This is a genomic window from Pseudomonas sp. H3_C08 (assembly GCF_054669455.1).
In genome coordinates this window covers 4,334,336-4,353,169 of record NZ_CP162803.1, presented here as the reverse complement: position 1 = coordinate 4,353,169, position 18,834 = coordinate 4,334,336, and the positions used below count along the sequence as shown (strand labels likewise).

Sequence of the window (18,834 nt, the reverse complement as noted above, 5' to 3'; positions counted from 1 at the left end):
TTATTTTTTCCTACGGTACTCCCATGACTTTCGCCACCCTTGGCCTGATCGAACCCTTGCTGCGCTCCCTCGAGACGCTCGGCTACCAGACCCCGACGCCGGTTCAGGCGCAAGCCATTCCGGCCGTGCTGGCCGGTCGTGACTTGATGGCAGCCGCTCAGACCGGCACTGGCAAAACCGCCGGTTTCGCCTTGCCACTGCTGCAGTTGCTGGCCATGGAAGGGCCGAAAGTCGCTGCCAACTCGGCGCGTGCACTGATTCTGGTGCCGACCCGTGAGCTGGCCGAGCAGGTTCATGAGTCTGTGCGTCAGTACGCCGAAAACCTGCCGCTGCGTACCTATGCGGTTTACGGCGGCGTCAGCATCAATCCGCAGATGATGAAGCTGCGCGGCGGCGTCGATGTGCTGGTCGCCACGCCCGGTCGCCTGATCGACCTGTTCCGCCAGAACGCGCTGAAACTCGATCAGTTGCAGACTCTGGTGCTGGATGAAGCCGATCGTATGCTCGACCTGGGCTTCTCCGAAGAACTGGCGAACATTTACCGCATGCTGCCGAAAAAGCGCCAGACCCTGCTGTTTTCCGCAACCTTCTCCGATGACATCCGCCTGCTCGCCGGGCAGATGCTCAACGATCCGCTGACCGTCGAAGTCAGCCCGCGCAACGTCGCGGCCAATACGGTCAAGCAGTGGATCGTCACGGTGGACAAGAAGCGCAAGGCCGAACTGTTCGTGCACCTGATGCGCAAGAACAAGTGGAAGCAGGTGCTGGTGTTCGCCAAGACCCGTAATGGTGTCGATGCGCTGGTGGAAAAACTTCAGGGTCTGGGCGTGAATGCCGACGGTATCCATGGTGATAAACCTCAGGCGACCCGTCAGCGTGCGCTGGATCGTTTCAAGCTCAGTGAAGTGCAGATTCTGGTGGCAACTGACGTTGCGGCGCGGGGCCTGGATATCGAAGATCTGCCGCTGGTGATCAACTTCGATCTGCCGATCGTGGCTGAAGACTACATTCACCGTATCGGCCGCACGGGTCGTGCTGGCGCGACGGGCGAGGCGATCTCGCTGGTGTGCGCGGATGAAGTGAACATGTTGTCGGCGATTGAAATGCTGACGCGCCAGACCTTGAAACGTCAGAACGAGCCAGATTTCGAACCGGAGCACCGCGTGCCGGACACCGATGCCAGCGGTCAGGTGATCAAGAAGCCGAAAAAACCGAAGAAGCCGAAGGCTTCCGGTGGTGGCGGCAAGCGCAATCTGGGCAAGTGGGTCGACAGCGGCGAGACGCAGGCGCCGGAGCCTTCGGTCAAGCCTGTGCGCAAGGTGCCGGTGTTTAACACTGGACCGCGTAAGCGCAAGCCTTAAGGTCAAAAGCCCCTCACCCTAACCCTCTCCCGGAGGGAGAGGGGACTGATTGGGGGATGCTCCCGAAGTACGCCGACCTGATTCTTCTGTTGTGAATCCATAATCGACAGAGTTTCGCCAGACACTTCGGTTGGCTGGCCGAATCCATAATCGACTCGGTGTTTCAGGTCGATGTTGGACGCCAGACACCTCGGTCGGCTCCCTCTCCCTCTGGGAGAGGGCTGGGGTGAGGGTTTAGCTTTTCAGCCACTGCACAATTCCCAACCCCGCCGCCCGGCCACTGGCAAAACACCCCGTCAGCAAATACCCGCCCGTCGGCGCTTCCCAGTCAAGCATCTCGCCCGCGCAGAACACCCCCGGCAACGCCTTGATCATCAAGCGTTCGTCCATCGCCTCGAACGTCACGCCCCCGGCACTGCTGATCGCCTCGTCCAATGGCCGCGTTTTGACCAGAGTCAGCGGCAACGCCTTGATCGCCCGAGCCAACAGCGCCGGATCAGCAAACGTCGCCGCATCAGTCAACTCGCGCAACAACGCCGCTTTCACCCCATCAATCCCGACCTGACTGTGCAGATGCTTGGCCATCGACCGCGAACCGCGTGGTTTGCTCAACGCTGCCTGCAATTTATCCACAGGTCGGCCGGGCAAGAGATCAATGTGAACAAACGCCGCGCCATATTGGTTGATCGCCTCACGAATCGGCGCCGACAGCGCATAAATCAGACTGCCTTCAATGCCGGTCGCGGTGATCACGCATTCGCCCAAACGCGGTACATCGTCGTTCAAACCGATGGCGATATTTTTCAGCGGTGCGCCGGCGAATTTGCTCACCATCAAATCGCTCCAGGCCTGCACCTCGAAGCCGCAATTGCTCGGTTGCAACGGCGCCAGTCCTACACCGCGTTGCTCCAGGGCGAGCATCCACGCACCGTCGGAACCGAGGCGCGACCAACTGCCGCCGCCGAGGGCAAGCAGCGTGGCATCGGGTTTGACGGTGATTTCACCTTCCGGGCTGTCGATGCGCAGCGCGCCATGTGCATCCCAACCGAGCCAGCGATGGCGGGTGTGGATAACTACGCCGCTGTCACGCAGGCGCTTGAGCCAGGCGCGCAACAGTGGCGCGGCTTTCATGTCCGTAGGAAAAACCCGGCCGGAGCTGCCGACAAAGGTTTCGATGCCCAGGTCGTGAATCCATTTACACAACGCATCGGCGTCGAAGCCGCGTAACAACGGCGCGATTTGCGGGGCGCGCTCGGCGTAGCGTGAAAGGAACGCCGGGTAGGCTTCGGAGTGGGTGATGTTCATGCCGCCGACGCCAGCGAGCAGGAACTTGCGGCCCACCGAGGGCATGCCGTCGTAGAGATCGACGCGGATTCCGGCCTGGCTCAGCACTTCGGCGGCCATTAGGCCGGCGGGGCCACCGCCAATGATGGCGACGTGAGCGGGGGAGGAGGCGGAGTTCTGGGTCATGGTGAGCGCTGCGGTATGGCGGGATAAGGCGCGCATTCTAACAGTCGAGATCTTTTGTAGGAGTGAGCCTGCTCGCGATAGCGGTGTATCAGCCAAGTTAATGTTGAAGGTGCTGACGCTATCGCGAGCAGGCTCACTCCTACAAGGGATTCGGATTGGCTTGAAATGTTGGTTGAAAAATGATCAGTGCGCTGCAGGCCATAACTGGTATGGCCTGCAGTCCCTTTCACTCAGGTTATCCACAGGCCGTTCCACAGCGATTGTGGGTAACGCAGCATAACTCAATGACAACCGTGTGACTGCCAGACCCGTTGGGCGCTGTGATGGAGGATGCCGTGGCGGCGTGCGAGGGCGTGGCGATCTTTGCTGTAACCGCCGCCAATCACGCCCATCACCGGAATGTCGCGGCCCAGGCAATGGCGCATCACGCTTTCGTCGCGGGCAGCGACGCCTGCGTCGGTCAGTTGCAGATAACCGAGGGCGTCGTCCTTGTGCACATCGACTCCGGCGTCGTACAGCACCAGGTCCGGTTGATACAGCGGCAGCAGGTAATTGAGTGTGTCGTCGACCACTTTCAAATAATCAGCGTCGCCCATGCCCTTGGGCAGCGGGATATCCCAGTCACTTTCCGCCTTGCGTGCAGGAAAATTCTTCTCGCAGTGCAGGGAAACCGTAATCGCCTCCGGCGTGTCATGCAGAATCCGCGCGGTGCCGTCACCCTGATGCACATCGCAATCGAAGATCAGCACGCGATTCACCCGGCCGCTTTGCAGCAGGTAATGGCTGATGATCGCCAGGTCATTGAAAATGCAGAACCCCGCCGGGTAGTCGTAATGCGCATGGTGAGTGCCGCCGGCCAAGTGACAGGCCAGCCCATGCTCCAAGGCTTTCTCCGCGGCCAGAATCGAACCGCCGACCGCCCGTACCGTACGCCGTGCCAAGGCTTCGTTCCACGGTAGACCCAGACGCCGTTGGTCTTCGCGGGACAACTCGCCGCTCATATAGCGTTCGATATACGCATGGTCATGGGCGAGGGCGAGGATGTCGTTGGGGCAGATATCCGGGCGCAGCAGATCAGCGTCGCGGGTCAAACCGCTGTCGACCAGGTGATCGCGCAGCAGACGAAACTTGTCCATCGGGAAGCGGTGATCCGCCGGAAACTCGGGGCTGTAGTCTTCGTGGTAGATCAGCGGCAGTGGCATGGCGGTTTCATGTAGGAACGTAGGAAAGAGTGAAGGATCCTACCAGCGATGTAGACTTGCGGCATGGAAACGGAGGGGCATGATGGAGCCGATACTGGAACTTGAAAGCGCGCGCTTGCTGATGCGTCAGTGGCAGGACGAGGATTTGCCGGCATTTGCCGCGATGTGCGCCGATCCTCAAGTGATGCGCTACTTCCCGACACCATTGAGCCGACTGGAAAGCGCTTCGATGATTGGTCGCGTGCGCGGGCATTTCGCCGAGCACGGTTTCGGCTTGTGGGCGCTGGAGCGCAAGGACAGTGGCGAATTTATTGGTTTCACCGGGCTCGGCGTGGTTGGTTTCGATGCGCCGTTCACCCCGGCAGTGGAAATCGGCTGGCGCCTGGCCAAGGAACATTGGGGCCTGGGTTACGCCAGCGAAGCAGCGTGGACCGCTCTGCGTTGCGGCTTTGATCGGTTGGCATTGAAGGAAATCGTTTCCTTCACCGCGCAATCCAATTTGCCCTCAGAGAAAGTCATGCAGGCGATCGGCATGCATCACGCCCCGGAAGATGATTTTGATCACCCCAAGCTTGCGGTCGATCATCCGCTAAGACGGCATCTGCTGTACCGCATTACTCGGGAACAATGGCTGCAAACCTTGCATGGATAAGCCGACACGGACGTTTACAATGGCCGCCATATCATTGGCCCGCGCCAGAATCTGAATCGGCCGCCGCAGCCAAGACTGCGCGGCATAGTGCTTTGTGTGAGGAGAGTCTGAATGAGCCAAGTGTTGGAAGATCTGGTCGACTTGCTGACCCTGGAACCGATCGAAGAAAACCTGTTCCGTGGCCGTAGCCAGGATCTGGGTTTCCGTCAGTTGTTCGGTGGTCAGGTGCTCGGTCAGTCGCTGTCGGCGGCCAGTCAGACCGTTGAAGAAGCGCGACATGTGCACTCGATGCACGGCTATTTCCTGCGTCCGGGCGATGCCAAGTTGCCAGTGGTCTACTCGGTTGATCGCGTGCGCGATGGCGGCAGTTTCAGCACTCGTCGCGTCACGGCAATCCAGAAGGGCCATCCGATTTTCACCTGCAGCGCTTCGTTTCAATACGACGAGGCAGGCTTCGAACATCAGAGCCAGATGCCGGTGGTGGTCGGCCCGGAAAATCTGCCGTCGGAGCTGGAATTGACCCAGCAACGCGCGCACCTGATTCCGGAACACATGCGTGAAAAACTGCTGTGCCCGAAACCGATCGAAGTGCGCCCGGTCACCGAAAAGGACCCGTACAACCCGCAGCCGGCCGATCCGGTCAAATATGTTTGGTTCCGTGCCGACGGCGCATTGGCCGACATCCCGGCGCTGCACAAATACTTGTTGGCGTACGCCTCGGACTTCGGTTTGTTGACCACCTCAATGCTGCCCCACGGCAAATCGGTCTGGCAGAAAGACATGCAGGTCGCCAGCCTTGATCACGCGCTGTGGTTCCACAACGATCTGCGCGCCGATGACTGGTTGCTCTACGCGATGGACAGTCCGTGGGCCGGCAATTCCCGTGGATTCTCCCGTGGCAGCGTGTACAACCGCGCCGGGCAACTGGTCGCTTCGGTGACGCAGGAAGGCCTGATCCGCCATCGCAAGGACTGGGCATGAGTCTGAAAGAGGTCAAGCACTGGGTGTTCGATATGGACGGCACGTTGACCGTCGCTGTGCATGATTTTGCGGCGATTCGCGTGGCGCTGGCGATTCCGCCGGAGGACGACATCCTCACTCATCTCGCCGCGTTGCCGGCGGATGAAGCGGCGGCGAAACACGCCTGGCTGCTGGAACACGAAAGGGATCTGGCGCTGGGTTCGACCCCGGCCACCGGCGCGGTGGAGCTGGTGCGTGATCTGCACGCACGCGGTTATCGCCTCGGCATCCTCACCCGCAACGCGCGGGAACTGGCGCATGTGACGCTGCAAGCGATTGGCCTCGCCGACTGTTTTGCGGTGGACGATGTGTTGGGCCGCGATGAAGCGCCGCCGAAGCCGCATCCGGGTGGCTTGCTGAAACTGGCAGACGCCTGGGAAGTACCGGCCAGCGATATGGTCATGGTCGGTGATTACCGCTTTGATCTGGATTGCGGACGAGCGGCGGGGGCGTGGACGGTGTTGGTTAATCTGCCGGAAAACCCGTGGCCCGAGTTGGCCGATTGGCATGCGAAGGATTGTGTCGAGTTGCGGCGGATGCTGCTGGCCTGAAATCCTTGCTGCCTGAACTGGCCTCTTCGCGAGCAAGCTCGCTCCCACAGGGAAATGTATTCCAAATGTGGGAGCGAGCTTGCTCGCGAAGAGGGCATAAAATCCGCCAAACAGTTTACTGATCGAACAACGCCTTCTGCCCCTCCGGCGAGGTCAGCATACCATCGCCGTTATGCCCGACCCCGGGCACTTCAACCAATCGTTGATTCACCCCTTCCGGATGCCGACGCAGCAAATAGCCGAAGTACAACTTCCCACGCTCCAGGCGATACGCACCTTGCGCCTCGGCTTCACAGCGCTTGTCCAACGCTGGATGCTTGGGATCGACGTCCTGCTGTCCAAGCAGATAAATCACCTCGCGTTTGATGTAACTGCTCTCAAGCTGCAACGGCGTTTGCCCACCGGCGTACACCGGCATGTCTGACATACCGTACTTCCAGCGATTGAAACCCGCGCATTTGGCGTGATCGAACGCCACCGGCCGTTGTTCATTGAAGTAGGCATAAGATGACGGGTTGGCCACCACGTAGCGCAAGCGAATGCCGTTGGCCTTCAACGCAGGCTGATCCTTGGCCAGCAGGGCATAGCGCTGCACCACCTGGCCACCGCCGGAATGACCGAAGATCACGATCTGCTTCACGTCGGGAAACTGTTTGCGGTCGCTGATCCGTCCAACGATCTCATCGAGCGCGGCATAGGAGCTCAAAGGATTCGGCCCTGTGGATAAGCCGCCGCCCATCCACTCGTTGCCTTGCCAGCGCAGCAACGTGGCGGGGAGCGAGTACAGCGCGACATCGCTTTCATTGAGGAACTGCGGCGCGATTACCAGCGTGTGGGCACTTTGTCCCGCCAGCTCGGCGGCGCTCTCGGCGCTTTTGCGATAGGTTTCCGAGTTGCGCAACCGGCCATGAATGACGATCAGCACCCGTTCGATCTTCTCCGGCGCAGGACCAATGCCGACCGCCATTTCCCCGGCCTTGAGTTGCAAACGACCGGGGCTGATCGCATCGACACCGGCGGCTTGCGCAGTGCTGCCAACGATCAGTAACGCCAAAAGCCATTTATGCATTTACAGGTTTTTCGCCGCGAAGGTGTCGCACTGGCCGACCTGGCCCTGCGCGAATCCGGTTTTGAACCAGCGCACCCTTTGCGCCGACGTACCGTGGGTAAACGAGTCCGGCACCACACGGCCCTGACCCTGTTGTTGCAGGCGATCATCACCGATGGCGTTGGCCGCATTCAAGGCCTCTTCGATATCGCCCGGTTCCAGCCAGTTCAAACGCTTCTGCGCACTGTAGGCCCAGACGCCGGCGAGGCAGTCGGCCTGCAATTCCTGACGCACCAGCAAACCGCCGTCGCCTTCCATTTGCCGACCTTGTTGGCGAGCTGTCTGAATTTTCGCCGAGACGCCGAGAAGCGTCTGCACATGATGTCCGACTTCATGCGCGATCACGTAGGCCTGGGCGAAGTCGCCGGCCGCTTTGAAGCGTTGCGACATTTCCTGGAAGAACGCCATGTCCAGGTAGACCTTCTGGTCCGCCGGGCAATAGAACGGGCCAGTGGCCGAGGTCGCCAGACCGCAGGCGGAATTGACCCGATTGCTGAACAGCACCAGGGTCGGATCTTTATATTGGCGCCCGGCCTGTTGGAAAATCGCGCCCCAGGTGTCTTCGGTGTCACCAAGGATCGAGCGGACGAATTCGGCCTGTTCATCATTGGCCGGCGGCGCTTGGCGGGTTTGCGAAGTAGATGCAGATTGTTGTGTGGATTGCCCGGCGAGCTGGCCGAGGATCTGCATTGGGTCCTGCCCGGTGATCCAGCCAATGCCGACGATCAGCAGAATCGCCCCCAGGCTCAGGCCTTTGCCGCCACCGAAGCGCATGCCGCCGCCACCGCCGGCATCATCACCACGGGCATCGACGACGTTGTCACTGCGTCGGCCTTTTTTCCATAGCATGTGGGAATCCTCTGTGTGTATCGGGTGGTGATGAGTGTTGCTGTTGTGTGAGTGTGGCGCCAGTCCGGTCGTCCGTCTATTGGCCACACGCAAACAGGCCCGGCCTCGTGCTGACGAGGTCGGGCCTGTTATTGACGGTCTGGCGCGCGGCAAATTCAATCCCGCGCAGGATTTCTATCGCTGGATTATCAATCAGCGATCAAAGGCATCCCACTCCGGGGCGAAATCCGGGCTGACCTGACGTTGGTTTTTCGGCAGTGCTGCAATCAATGCGCGGTCTTCATCATCCAGTTCAACTTTCAGCGATGCGAGGTTGGCCAGTTGATTGGCCCGGCTGCTGGCCTTGGGAATCGCCGCGACGTTGGGCTGATCCAGCAGCCATTTCAGTGCGACCTGAGTCGGCAGCACGCCGTGCTTTTCGGCGATCTGTTGAATCTGCGGGATGTCTGAGACCTTGTTGCGCGCCAGCGGGGTGTAGGCCGTTAGTGCCATGTCGTGTTGACGGGCGTAGTCGAGCAGGGCGTTTTGGCCGAGCAGGACGTGGTATTCGACCTGAATCGCTGACAGATCAATCCCATAGTCTTCGACGACTTTGCGCAGCAATGGCAGCGGAAAATTCGCCACGCCGATGTTGCGTGCCAGCCCCTGTTTTTTGAACGAAGCCAATGTCTCGAGGGTGCGTGGCAGGTCCCAGTCGGTGCTCGGCCAGTGGATCATGAACAAGTCGACGTAGTCGCTGCGCAACGCGGTAAGGCTGCGGTCCATGGAATGACGCATCGCGTCGGGTTGCAGCTGATCCCACCAGACTTTGGTGGTGACGTGAATTTGCTCGCGCGGTGTCGGGGTATTCGCCAGTGCTTGTCCGACGGCTTCCTCGTTGTTGTAGGCCGCCGCTGTGTCGATGTGTCGATATCCCAATTCCAGCGCTTGCTCCACGGCGCGAGTGCATTCGTCGCCGAGCAGCGGCCAGGTGCCGAGGCCGAGTTTCGGCATGTTCAAACCTTGGGCATTAACGATGTGCTGCATGGTCGATCTCCTGTTCGAAAGCAGTCATACCGGCGATATGCCGGGCGGCGATGTAACCGAAAGTCAGCGCCGGGCCGATGTTGATACCGCCCGCTGGGTAGTGGCCGCCCATGATGCTGGCCATGTCGCCACCGGCTGCGTAGAGGCCGGCGATGGGCTGTTCGTGGGCATCCAGTACTTGCGCGTGCGGGTTGACCTTGAGCCCGGCGAAGGTGCCGAAGCAGCCCGGCTGGACTTTCACGGCGTAGAACGGGCCAGTGTCTATTGGGGCAACGCAGGGGTTGGGAAGGTTCGCCGGATCACCCTGTTTGCGGTTGTAGGGTGTTGCGCCGCGACCGAACAACGGGTCTTCGCCGTGACGGGCATGGCGGTTGTAATCGTCGAGGGTGTGGCGCAATCCGCTCGGATCGATGCCGCAGGCGCGGGCCAATTCTTCAATACTGTTGCCGCTTTTCAGATAGCCGCTGCGGATAAAATCTGACACTGGCAGCGGAAATGGCCGCGATATGCCCAGTCCATAACGCCGTTGAAAGGCGCGCGTACAGATCAGCCATGAGGCGACTTCTTCACCTTCCGGCGCAGCAGCGACCATGGCGCTGACGTAGTCGTAATAACCGTTGGCTTCGTTGACGAACCGTTGGCCGTTACTCAGTACACCGATGATCCCGGGTTTGCCGCGCTCAATGATGTGTGGGAAATGGCCGATACTGCCGTCGGAATGTGGCACTTGCGACACCGGCGCCCACGCCACGGGCGAAGCTACATTGGCATTGACCCGTGCGCCGACACTTTCGCCCAGGCGCAAACCATCGCCGTCGACGGCCAGCGGCGGCAGCGCCCAATGCTCGTGACCCGTCGGCGTGCGCGGGAACAGGGCTTTGCGCCGCTCGATGTCATTGGCAAAACCACCGGCGGCGAGCACTACGGCTTTGCGTGCATGAATGCGGATCGGGCCTTTGTCTGTGTTGACCACAGCGCCCGAGACGCGAGCGCCTTCACGCAGCAACGCTGTCACGGGTGCCGATTCCCAAAGCAACACGCCGATGTCTTCGGCGGATTTTGCCAATCGTGCAATCAACGCCACGCCATTGACCAATTGCATGGCCCGGCCATGGATCGCGAGATCTAGCAAATGTCGGGTAAAGCGTCGGGTGACATGCCATGCGGCTTTCAGTGAACGGGTCAGATTGAGGAACGCCGACAGATCGGCGCCGGCCATGATCGGCATGCCCATGAAGGACGTTTCGCGCATCGTTGTACGAAGGCGCTTGAGCAAGCGTCCGACCTTGCGTCCATCGTAAGGCGCGGCGATGACCGAGCGGCCACCAGTGCCAGCGCCCGGCGTGTCGCCATGAATGTCGGCAATGGCATTGCCATCGGCAAATTGCAGCACAGTGTGTTGCTCGAAAAAAGCGACCATGCGCGGTCCCGCTTCAAGGAAAGCGTCGATCATCGCCGGGTCGAAGTGCTCGCCCAGTTCATGGCGCAAATAGGTGCGCGGTTGTTCGATGTCTTCGATGATCCCGGCCCGACGCGCTAGTGGATTGCACGGCACCCACGCCCAGCCACCGGACCAGGCAGTGGCGCCACCGAAAACCGGATCTTTCTCGACAACGATGACTTTCAAACCATGCCACGCGGCAGTCACGGCGGCCGATAAACCGGCGGCACCGGAACCGACGACCAATACGTCGCAGTCGATATCAGGGTGTTCGGCAGACATCAAACAACGCTCCGGCAGTAAGTTTTTTTGGAATTTGATTCCAGAAAATAACCAGTGTCGCGACGACTCTACAAGCCTTGAGCCTATAAAATGGGCGGTTATCGAACAGCCGGTTCCAGATTTCGCTTTGCCGCCAATGTCTTCTAGAATCGGCAAAATTTCTTTGGACGTCTCCATGGCCGGCAGTCAAATCGAACGGGTTTTCAGCGTGCTGGAAAGCCTCACTAGTGATCCACGCGGGCTGCCGATGCAGACGCTCGCCGAGCAGTTGGATATCCCCAAGAGTGCAACACACCGCTTGCTCGCCGAGCTGATTCGGTTGGGCTACGTACGGCAGAATGCGGAAACGTTGCGCTATCACTTGTCGACCAAACTGGTCGCTATGGGCTTTCAATACCTGTCGAGCTGCGGTGCCGATATCGTCCAGCCGGTACTCGACCGACTGGCGCAGGAAACCGGCGAACTGGTGCGTCTGGGCGTGATCGATGGCGAGCGCCAGACCTGGATCGCCAAGGCACAAGGCGCGCGCACCGGTCTGCGTTACGACCCGGACATGGGCCGCGACGCGCCGCTGTTCTACACCGCGTCGGGGCATGCGTGGCTGGCGTGCATGAGCGACGCCGAGGCGTTGTCACTGGTCGAGCGGCAGGCGGCGGAGGTGCCGGTGGGGATCGGGCCGAATGCGCCGCGTTCAAATATCGAGTTGCTGGAACGGCTGCGTCTGGCTCGTGAGCAGGGTTATGCCTGTGTCGAAGAAAGTTCGGCAGTGGGGACTTCAGCGATTGCGGCGGTGGTGAGGCATCCAACGGATGGTCGGGTGATCGGTGTACTGAGTATTGCCGGTCCCAGTGCGCGGATGCCGGGGGCGCGGTTGCATGAGCTGGCACCGCTGTTGCTGACCTTCACCGAAGAATTATCAGCAGCAAGCCTGGCCTCAGAACTGTTTATCTAATCCGAGTTCACACAGACCCCCTGTAGGAGTGAGCCTGCTCGCGATAGCGGTATGTCAGCCAACGTTAACGGCGACTGACACTCCGCTATCGCGAGCAGGCTCACTCCTACAGGGGATTTTTGTTGTTCACGAAGTTGTGCGGTGTTCGCACGGTTTTAGAATGGATGGGTGTTTGATTCTGGAACTCGGTTCTAAATTGTTGCTGGAGTGATATTCCAACAACAATCACAAAAGGACCGCACCTTGAATTCGCCCCTTCGAATCGCCCTGATCGGCGCCGGCAACATGGGCCAGCAACATTATCGGCATCTGCAAACCCTCAACGAAGCAACGCTGTGCGCGGTGGCGGATCCCGGGTCGCAAGCAGCGGGGCTTGCGGCGGAATGGGGTGTAAGGCATTTCGCTGATCATCGTCAGATGCTGGAGCAAATCCGGCCAGACGCGGTGATCGTCGCCAATCCGAATAATCAACACGTCAGCACGGCGCTCGATTGTCTGGCGGTGGGTGTGCCGGTGCTTCTGGAGAAGCCGGTCGGCGTGCACCTGGATGAAGTGCGCGAACTGGTTGCGGCGGTCAAAAGCAGCGGCGTTCCGTTGCTGGTCGGCCATCATCGGCGCCACAACCCGCTGATCGTTCGCGCTCATGAGCTGGTGCAGAGCGGGGCGCTTGGACGGCTGATCACGGTGACTGCACTGTTCCAGTTGCGCAAACCGGACAGTTATTTCGAGATCCCGTGGCGCCGTGAACCGGGCGCCGGGATGTTGCTGACCAACCTGATTCACGACCTCGATCTATTACGGCATCTGTGCGGTGAAGTACGCTCGGTGCAAGCGATCACCGACAACGCCGTGCGCGGTTTCGCCAACGAAGACAGTGCGGCGGTGTTGCTGCGATTCGAAGGCGGCACACTGGGCACATTGAGCGGTTCCGACGCGGTCGCCGCGCCGTGGAGTTGGGAGCTGGATTCCGGCGAGAACCCGGTGTATCCACGTCATGCGGATCAGCCGTGCTATCTGCTGGCCGGAACCGCCGGAGCGTTGAGCATTCCGCAGCTCAAGCGTTGGTACTATGCCGCTGAGCAGTTCGACGCCGGTTGGCATGAGCCCTTGTTGATGGTCGAAGAATCCTACGGCGGTGACGACGCTTTACGCTTGCAGTTACTGCATTTCGTACGCGTGGCGCGGCATGAAGTCGAGCCGCTGGTGAGTGCGGCCGACGCTGCGCGCACTTTGGCGCTGATCGAAGCCATACGCGAGGCCGCCGCCACCGGCCGTGCCTGCACCCCTGCGCTGATAGAGGCTTGAACATGAACGAACGAATCCTGTCTCTGGCTAGCCTCACCGTGCTGGAGTTGTCGCCACCGCAAATGGTCGAAGTGGCGGCACGTGCTGGTTACAGCCATGTCGGCCTGCGCCTGGAACCGGCGACGCCCGAGGAGCATCATTTCCCTTTGGTCGCCGATGCTGAATTGCGCCGTCAGACTTTGCAGCGGCTGCGCGACACCGGCATCCGCGTGCTCGACGTGGAAATCCTGCGTCTGAAGCCGAAAACCGACGTCGCCGATTTCGAGAAACTTCTTACGGTCGGTGCGGAATTTGGCGCTACCGAATTGCTGGTCGCCGGTAACGATCCTGACGAACAGCGGCTCACCGATAACTTTGCGGCGCTTTGCGATCTGGCCGCGCCTTACGGGCTGCACCCGCATCTGGAGTTCATGCCCTGGACTGATGCGCGCAACCTCGAACAAGCGCTGCGAATGGTCGAAAACGCTGATCGGGAAAACGCTGCGGTGCTGGTCGATGCGTTCCACTTTGATCGTTCGGCGTCACGCTTGGAGGATCTGGCTGGAGTGCCAGTGTCGCGTCTGCGTTATGCGCAATTATGTGATGTAGCGGGGCCGAGGCCGTCAGACATGGCCGAGATCTTGCGTCAGGCGCGCAACGAGCGGCGGTTTCCCGGCGAGGGTGATTGTGATCTGCTCGGGTTGCTGCGAGCGCTGCCGACTAATATTCCACTGAGTCTGGAAATTCCCACGGTAAAACTGCTGGAGCAGGGCGTGAGCGGATTGGAGCGAGCGCAGATGGCGATCGACAGGACGCGGGAATTGTTGGCGCGACTGTGAGTCTTTTTTGTGGCGAGGGAGCTTGCTCCCAGTGGACTGCGTAGCCGTCCCGAATCGGTAACCGCTGCGCGATCTCCTTCGCCACCGTATTGTTGTTCAAACAGAGATAACCAATGACTGTCAGCACCCCGCTCTCCGGTGTCAACCAACCCTTCAAGGGGATCTTGCTGATTGTCGTGGCAACCTTCCTGTTCTCCAGTCACGACGCATTGTCGAAATACCTGTCCGGTTTTTATCCGATCGTGATGGTGGTCTGGGCGCGCTATCTGGTGCACACACTGCTGATGGCAGGGATTTTTCTGCCGCAATCCGGGTTGCGTGTCCTGCGCACCAAGAAGCCGCTATGGCAATTGGTTCGGGCACTGTGCCTGCTCGGCACCAGCCTGTTCTTCACCACCGCGTTGTTGTACATCCCGTTGGCGGAAGCCACGGCGGTCAACTTTCTTGCGCCAGTGTTGGTGACCGCATTGTCGGTGCCGCTGCTCAAGGAGCGAGTGACCCGAGGTCAATGGATCGCGGTGATCTGCGGCTTTATCGGCGTGCTGATCATCGTCCATCCCGGCGGTGAGTTGTTCACTCCGGCGGTCTTGCTGCCGTTCTGCTCGGCGCTGTTTTTCTGCTTCTATCAACTGCTGACCCGCAAGCTCGCCGAGGTGGACAGCCCGACCACCAGCAACTTCTTTGCCGGGTTATGCAACACGCTGGTGATGAGTGCACTGGTGCCGTTCTTCTGGCAGGTGCCGACGTTGACCCATGCCGGATTGATGCTGGCGCTGGGCAGTTGCGGGATGACCGCGCATTTGTTTCTGACCCAGGCGTTCCGCCATGCCGCTCCGGCACTGCTGGCGCCGTTCGGTTATTGCCAGATTGTGTTTGCCGGGTTGTTGGGCTGGCTGCTGTTCAATCACACGCCGAGTCTGCTGACGATCATTGGTATCGCGGTGATCTGTTGCAGCGGACTGGCGGCAGCGTGGCAGCAGAGCCGCCGTTGAGCAGGTTACGCAAAACCTTGTAGGAGTGAGCCTGCTCGCGATGGCGGTGTGTCAGTCGATGAAGTTATTGACTGACACTAAGCCATCGCGAGCAGGCTCACTCCTACAGGTAGGGTTGTGTAGGCAGATTACTCGGTGACGGTAGGAATCTTGCGCGGTGCCATGAAATACATCCACGTCAGCGCAATGAAGTACATCGCCGGAATCAGGGTGAACAACACGGTGTAGTTGTTGTTGGTCACGGTGAGGATGTGGCCGACGATCTGGGTCATGAACATCCCGCCGATCGCTGCGCACATGCCGCCGAAACCGAACACGGTGCTCATCATGTGCTTGGGCGTGTAGTCCATCACCAGGCTCCAGATGTTTGCTGTCCACGCCTGGTGTGCGCCGATGGCCAGGGAAATCGCTGCCACTGCCACCCACAGGTTGGCTGAGCCGGCGGCCATGATCACGCCGATGATGCAGCAAGCAAACAGGAACATCGACAGCAGCCGCGCCTTGATCGAGTTCATCCCGCGACCGATCAGGAACGAAGACAGAATGCCGCCACCGACGCTGCCGAAGTCAGCCGTGACGTAAATGATGATCAGCGGAATGCCCATCTGGGTGACGTTGATGCCCAGGTTGTATTGCTGATTGAGGAACGGCGGCAGCCAGTACAGGTAGAACCAGAACACCGGCGCGGTCAGCGAGTAGGCGAGGGCGAAGGCCCAGGTGCCGCGCATCCGCAGGATTTTCGAGAACGGCACGCGGGCCTGTTCCGGTTCGACTTCTTGCTGGATGTAGTCCAGTTCGGACTGCTTAACGCTAGGATGATCTTCCGGGTTGAAGTACTTCAAGCCCCAGAACAGCAACCAGATCCCGCCCAGTGCCGACATGCACAGGAATGCCGCTTGCCAGCCCCAGACGTGCAGCACCAGTGGCAGCAGCATCGGCGTGAACATCGCACCGACGTTGGTGCCGGCGTTGAAGATGCCGGTGGCAACCGCACGTTCGCCGGCCGGGAACCACAGGCGTGTGGTTTTCACGCAGGCCGGGTAGTTCGCCGCTTCAGTCAGGCCGAGGATAAACCGGCAGACCATGAAACCAACGGCTGACGTTGCCAGACCGTGGGCACCGGTGGCCAGACTCCAGAGCAGCACGGCGCAGAAGAACACGCGCTTGACGCCGACCCGGTCGATCAAGCGACCTTGCAGGACGAAACCGATCGCGTAGCCGACCTGAAACCAGAAGTTGATGTTGGCGTAATCCATCGCCGTCCAGCTCATTTCCTTGGCGAGGATGGGCTGCATGACGCCGAGGGCGGCGCGGTCGATGTAGTTCAGGGTAGTGGCGAAAAACACCAGCGCCAGCATGCCCCAACGGGTCTTGCCGACAGCCATGGCGCCGCGGATCTTGTCGCCGATGCCACCCGTGGCAGTGCTCATGGCCGGAGCCATGCGGGAAGTCTGTGAAGGAATCATGTGTTCCACCCGTTTTTGGATTTGTTATTTGGTGTGCTTGTTACTTGCACGCTGCGACCGGTGGTTCAGATCCGGACTCAATGTGCAGTCGATGTTGGGCAGTGGACGAAAAATCGTCAATTCGCCAAACCGCCATTGTGTTCGATAATCGCACGCAAAACTAACCGGGTAGTACACTTTAAATTGCTGCCACGATCGATGCAGCCAATAATTTCCCCCACTATAAAAATCATCCTGTGTAGGAGCTGCCGAAGGCTGCGATCTTTTGATTTTGCTTTTCAGCAATAAAGATCAAACGATTGCCGGCTTCGGCGGCTCCTACAGTAAAGATAAAGCGGCGCAGTCCGGGAGTTGAAACATGCAGCGTTCCATTGCCACCGTTTCCTTGAGCGGCACCCTGCCGGAAAAACTCGAAGCCATCGCCGCCGCCGGGTTTGACGGGGTGGAGATTTTCGAAAACGACCTCCTGTACTACGACGGCAGCCCGCGGGAAATTAAACAGATGTGCGCCGATCTCGGCATCGCCATCACTCTGTTTCAACCGTTCCGCGATTTCGAAGGCTGCCGCCGTGATCGCCTCGCGCGCAACCTTGAGCGCGCCGAACGCAAGTTCGACCTGATGCAGGAACTGGGCACCGACCTGGTGCTGGTCTGCAGTAACGCCTCGGCCGACAGCGTCGGTGATCAACAAATTCTCGTCGATGACCTGCGCCTGCTGGCCGAGCATGCCGGTGCGCGCGGCTTGCGCATTGGTTACGAAGCGCTGGCGTGGGGCCGTCACGTGAATACTTATCAACAGGTCTGGGACATCGTGCGTCAGGCCGATCACCCGAGCCTCGGTGTGTTGCTCGACAGCTTCCATACGTTGTCGCTGAAGGGCGATCCCCGCGCCATTGCCGACATTCCCGGCGACAAGATTTTCTTTGTGCAAATGGCCGACGCGCCGATTCTGCAGATGGACGTGCTGGAGTGGAGCCGGCATTTTCGCTGCTTCCCGGGACAGGGCGAATTCGATCTGCCGGGTTTCCTCGCGCCGATCATCCAGAGCGGTTACACCGGGCCACTGTCGCTGGAAATCTTTAATGACGGCTTCCGCGCCGCGCCACCACGGGCCAATGCCGCCGACGGTTTACGTTCACTGCTGTATCTGGAAGAGAAAACCCGTCAGCGTCTTGAGCAGGAAGCGACACCTGTCGCCAATCGCGAAATCCTTTTCGAAACACCGAAGGCCAGCGAGTACAACGGCATCGAGTTTCTCGAGTTTGCCGTCGATGAAAGCCTCGGCGCCAAACTGTCGAACTGGCTGGAACGCTTGGGGTTCGTCAAGGCTGGGCAGCATCGTTCCAAGAGCGTGAGTCTGTTACGTCAGGGTGACATCAACCTGATCCTCAACTCCGAGCCTTATTCCTTTGCGCACAGCTTCTTCGAGGCTCACGGCCCGTCGCTGTGTGCCACGGCTGTGCGGGTCAAGGACAGCGCCAGTGCCTTGGCCCGTGCTGTCGCTTACAAAGGTCAGCCCTATCGTGGACTGGTCGGCCCCAACGAACTGGAACTGGCAGCGGTGCGCGCGCCGGACGGCAGCCTGATTTATCTGGTGGATGAACAGGCCGACGTCTACGGCACCGATTTCAACCTGCTGGCAGACGCGCCGGCCCGTGGCGGTCTCAAGCGTATCGATCATATGGCCATGGCGTTGCCGGCCGACAGCCTCGACAGTTGGGTGCTGTTCTACAAGAGCCTGCTGGATTTCGAAGCGGACGATGAAGTGGTGCTGCCTGATCCGTATGGTCTGGTGAAGAGCCGCGCCTTGCGTAGCCGCGACAGTTCGATCCGCTTGCCGCTGAACATCTCCGAGAACCGCAACACCGCCATCTCCCACGCGCTGTCGAGTTATCGCGGCTCCGGGGTGCACCACATCGCCTTCGATTGTGACGACATCTTCGCCGAAGTCAGTCGCGCCAAAGAAGCCGGCGTGCCGCTACTGGATATTCCGCTCAACTATTACGACGACCTTGCCGCGCGCTTCGATTTTGACGACGAGTTTCTCAGTGAACTGGCGTATTACAACGTTCTGTACGACCGTGATGCCCAGGGCGGTGAGCTGTTCCACGTCTACACCGAACCGTTTGAAGGGCGTTTCTTCTTCGAGATCATTCAGCGCAAGAATGGCTATGCCGGGTATGGCGCGGCGAACGTCGCGGTGCGCCTGGCGGCGATGGCCAAATCTCGCAGTGGTGCCGTGCGCCAGGCGAAGTTGTAGGAAATTCGTAAACGCGGGATTAAACACGGGCCGCGCAGCTTCCTTCACTGTGCTGCGCAGCCCATAATCGCCGCCTGTG

Annotated in this window: 16 protein-coding genes; 9 read left to right on the top strand and 7 right to left on the bottom strand. The window is 59.9% G+C overall.

Translation table 11 applies throughout. The annotated features are described in order from the left end of the window. The first annotated feature begins 23 nt into the window (after positions 1–23). The gene (locus AB4N74_RS19880; protein ID WP_093434676.1) at positions 24–1,361 is read left to right on the top strand and encodes a DEAD/DEAH box helicase; all 1,338 of its coding nucleotides are present in this window, start codon (positions 24–26) and stop codon (positions 1,359–1,361) included. A gap of 234 nt (positions 1,362–1,595) precedes the next feature. On the opposite strand, the gene AB4N74_RS19875 is transcribed toward AB4N74_RS19880, so the two are convergent. Both AB4N74_RS19875 and AB4N74_RS19870 read right to left on the bottom strand, forming a co-directional pair. Then, on the bottom strand, positions 1,596–2,831 hold the full coding sequence (locus tag AB4N74_RS19875; RefSeq protein WP_460097008.1) for a TIGR03862 family flavoprotein: 1,236 nt from the start codon (positions 2,829–2,831) through the stop codon (positions 1,596–1,598). A gap of 281 nt (positions 2,832–3,112) precedes the next feature. Further along, on the bottom strand, positions 3,113–4,033 hold the full coding sequence (locus tag AB4N74_RS19870; protein WP_460097006.1) for a histone deacetylase family protein: 921 nt from the start codon (positions 4,031–4,033) through the stop codon (positions 3,113–3,115). Between the two features lie 82 nt (positions 4,034–4,115). On the opposite strand from AB4N74_RS19870, the gene AB4N74_RS19865 reads away from it, so the two are divergent. From AB4N74_RS19865 to AB4N74_RS19855, 3 genes are all read left to right on the top strand, one after another. After that, on the top strand, positions 4,116–4,685 hold the full coding sequence (locus tag AB4N74_RS19865; RefSeq protein WP_093434681.1) for a GNAT family N-acetyltransferase: 570 nt from the start codon (positions 4,116–4,118) through the stop codon (positions 4,683–4,685). Between the two features lie 111 nt (positions 4,686–4,796). After that, positions 4,797–5,666: an acyl-CoA thioesterase II gene (tesB, locus tag AB4N74_RS19860; protein ID WP_003228466.1), complete on the top strand. Its 870-nt coding sequence runs from the start codon at positions 4,797–4,799 to the stop codon at positions 5,664–5,666. Next, positions 5,663–6,256, top strand: a complete 594-nt coding sequence (locus AB4N74_RS19855; protein ID WP_099757247.1) for an HAD family hydrolase — start codon at positions 5,663–5,665, stop codon at positions 6,254–6,256. Before tesB ends, AB4N74_RS19855 begins: the two co-directional genes overlap by 4 nt. 115 nt (positions 6,257–6,371) lie before the next feature. Here AB4N74_RS19855 and AB4N74_RS19850 read toward each other — a convergent pair whose 3' ends face one another. The 4 genes from AB4N74_RS19850 to AB4N74_RS19835 all read right to left on the bottom strand — a co-directional run bounded on the left by AB4N74_RS19850 (position 6,372) and on the right by AB4N74_RS19835 (position 10,962). Then, positions 6,372–7,325 (bottom strand): alpha/beta hydrolase family protein, encoded by a 954-nt coding sequence (locus AB4N74_RS19850; protein WP_460097003.1) that lies wholly within the window; start codon positions 7,323–7,325, stop codon positions 6,372–6,374. After that, positions 7,326–8,213 (bottom strand): KPN_02809 family neutral zinc metallopeptidase, encoded by an 888-nt coding sequence (gene ypfJ, locus AB4N74_RS19845; RefSeq protein WP_093434690.1) that lies wholly within the window; start codon positions 8,211–8,213, stop codon positions 7,326–7,328. A gap of 192 nt (positions 8,214–8,405) precedes the next feature. Continuing rightward, the gene (locus tag AB4N74_RS19840) at positions 8,406–9,239 is read right to left on the bottom strand and encodes an aldo/keto reductase (protein WP_460097002.1); all 834 of its coding nucleotides are present in this window, start codon (positions 9,237–9,239) and stop codon (positions 8,406–8,408) included. Next, complete coding sequence (locus AB4N74_RS19835; protein ID WP_460097001.1) at positions 9,223–10,962, bottom strand: FAD-dependent oxidoreductase; 1,740 nt, start codon at positions 10,960–10,962, stop codon at positions 9,223–9,225. The genes AB4N74_RS19840 and AB4N74_RS19835 overlap by 17 nt, the downstream gene beginning before the upstream one ends. 175 nt (positions 10,963–11,137) lie before the next feature. On the opposite strand from AB4N74_RS19835, the gene AB4N74_RS19830 reads away from it, so the two are divergent. The 4 genes from AB4N74_RS19830 to AB4N74_RS19815 all read left to right on the top strand — a co-directional run bounded on the left by AB4N74_RS19830 (position 11,138) and on the right by AB4N74_RS19815 (position 15,029). Then, entirely contained in the window at positions 11,138–11,914 is a 777-nt protein-coding gene (locus AB4N74_RS19830) for an IclR family transcriptional regulator (protein WP_093434699.1), read from the top strand. A 243-nt stretch (positions 11,915–12,157) separates the two neighbouring features. Beyond that, on the top strand, positions 12,158–13,219 hold the full coding sequence (locus AB4N74_RS19825; protein WP_460096999.1) for a Gfo/Idh/MocA family protein: 1,062 nt from the start codon (positions 12,158–12,160) through the stop codon (positions 13,217–13,219). Positions 13,220–13,221: 2 nt separating this feature from the next. Then, complete coding sequence (locus AB4N74_RS19820; RefSeq protein ID WP_460096997.1) at positions 13,222–14,037, top strand: sugar phosphate isomerase/epimerase family protein; 816 nt, start codon at positions 13,222–13,224, stop codon at positions 14,035–14,037. 113 nt (positions 14,038–14,150) lie between these two features. Further along, the gene (locus AB4N74_RS19815; protein WP_034153813.1) at positions 14,151–15,029 is read left to right on the top strand and encodes a DMT family transporter; all 879 of its coding nucleotides are present in this window, start codon (positions 14,151–14,153) and stop codon (positions 15,027–15,029) included. A gap of 128 nt (positions 15,030–15,157) precedes the next feature. Here AB4N74_RS19815 and AB4N74_RS19810 read toward each other — a convergent pair whose 3' ends face one another. Continuing rightward, positions 15,158–16,495 carry an MFS transporter gene (locus AB4N74_RS19810; RefSeq protein WP_099757240.1) on the bottom strand — a complete coding sequence of 446 codons (1,338 nt, stop codon included), beginning with the start codon at positions 16,493–16,495 and terminating at the stop codon, positions 15,158–15,160. 358 nt (positions 16,496–16,853) lie between these two features. Here AB4N74_RS19810 and quiC point away from each other — a divergent pair, with 358 nt between their 5' ends. After that, complete coding sequence (quiC, locus tag AB4N74_RS19805; RefSeq protein ID WP_099757239.1) at positions 16,854–18,755, top strand: 3-dehydroshikimate dehydratase QuiC; 1,902 nt, start codon at positions 16,854–16,856, stop codon at positions 18,753–18,755. Positions 18,756–18,834: the final 79 nt, after the last annotated feature.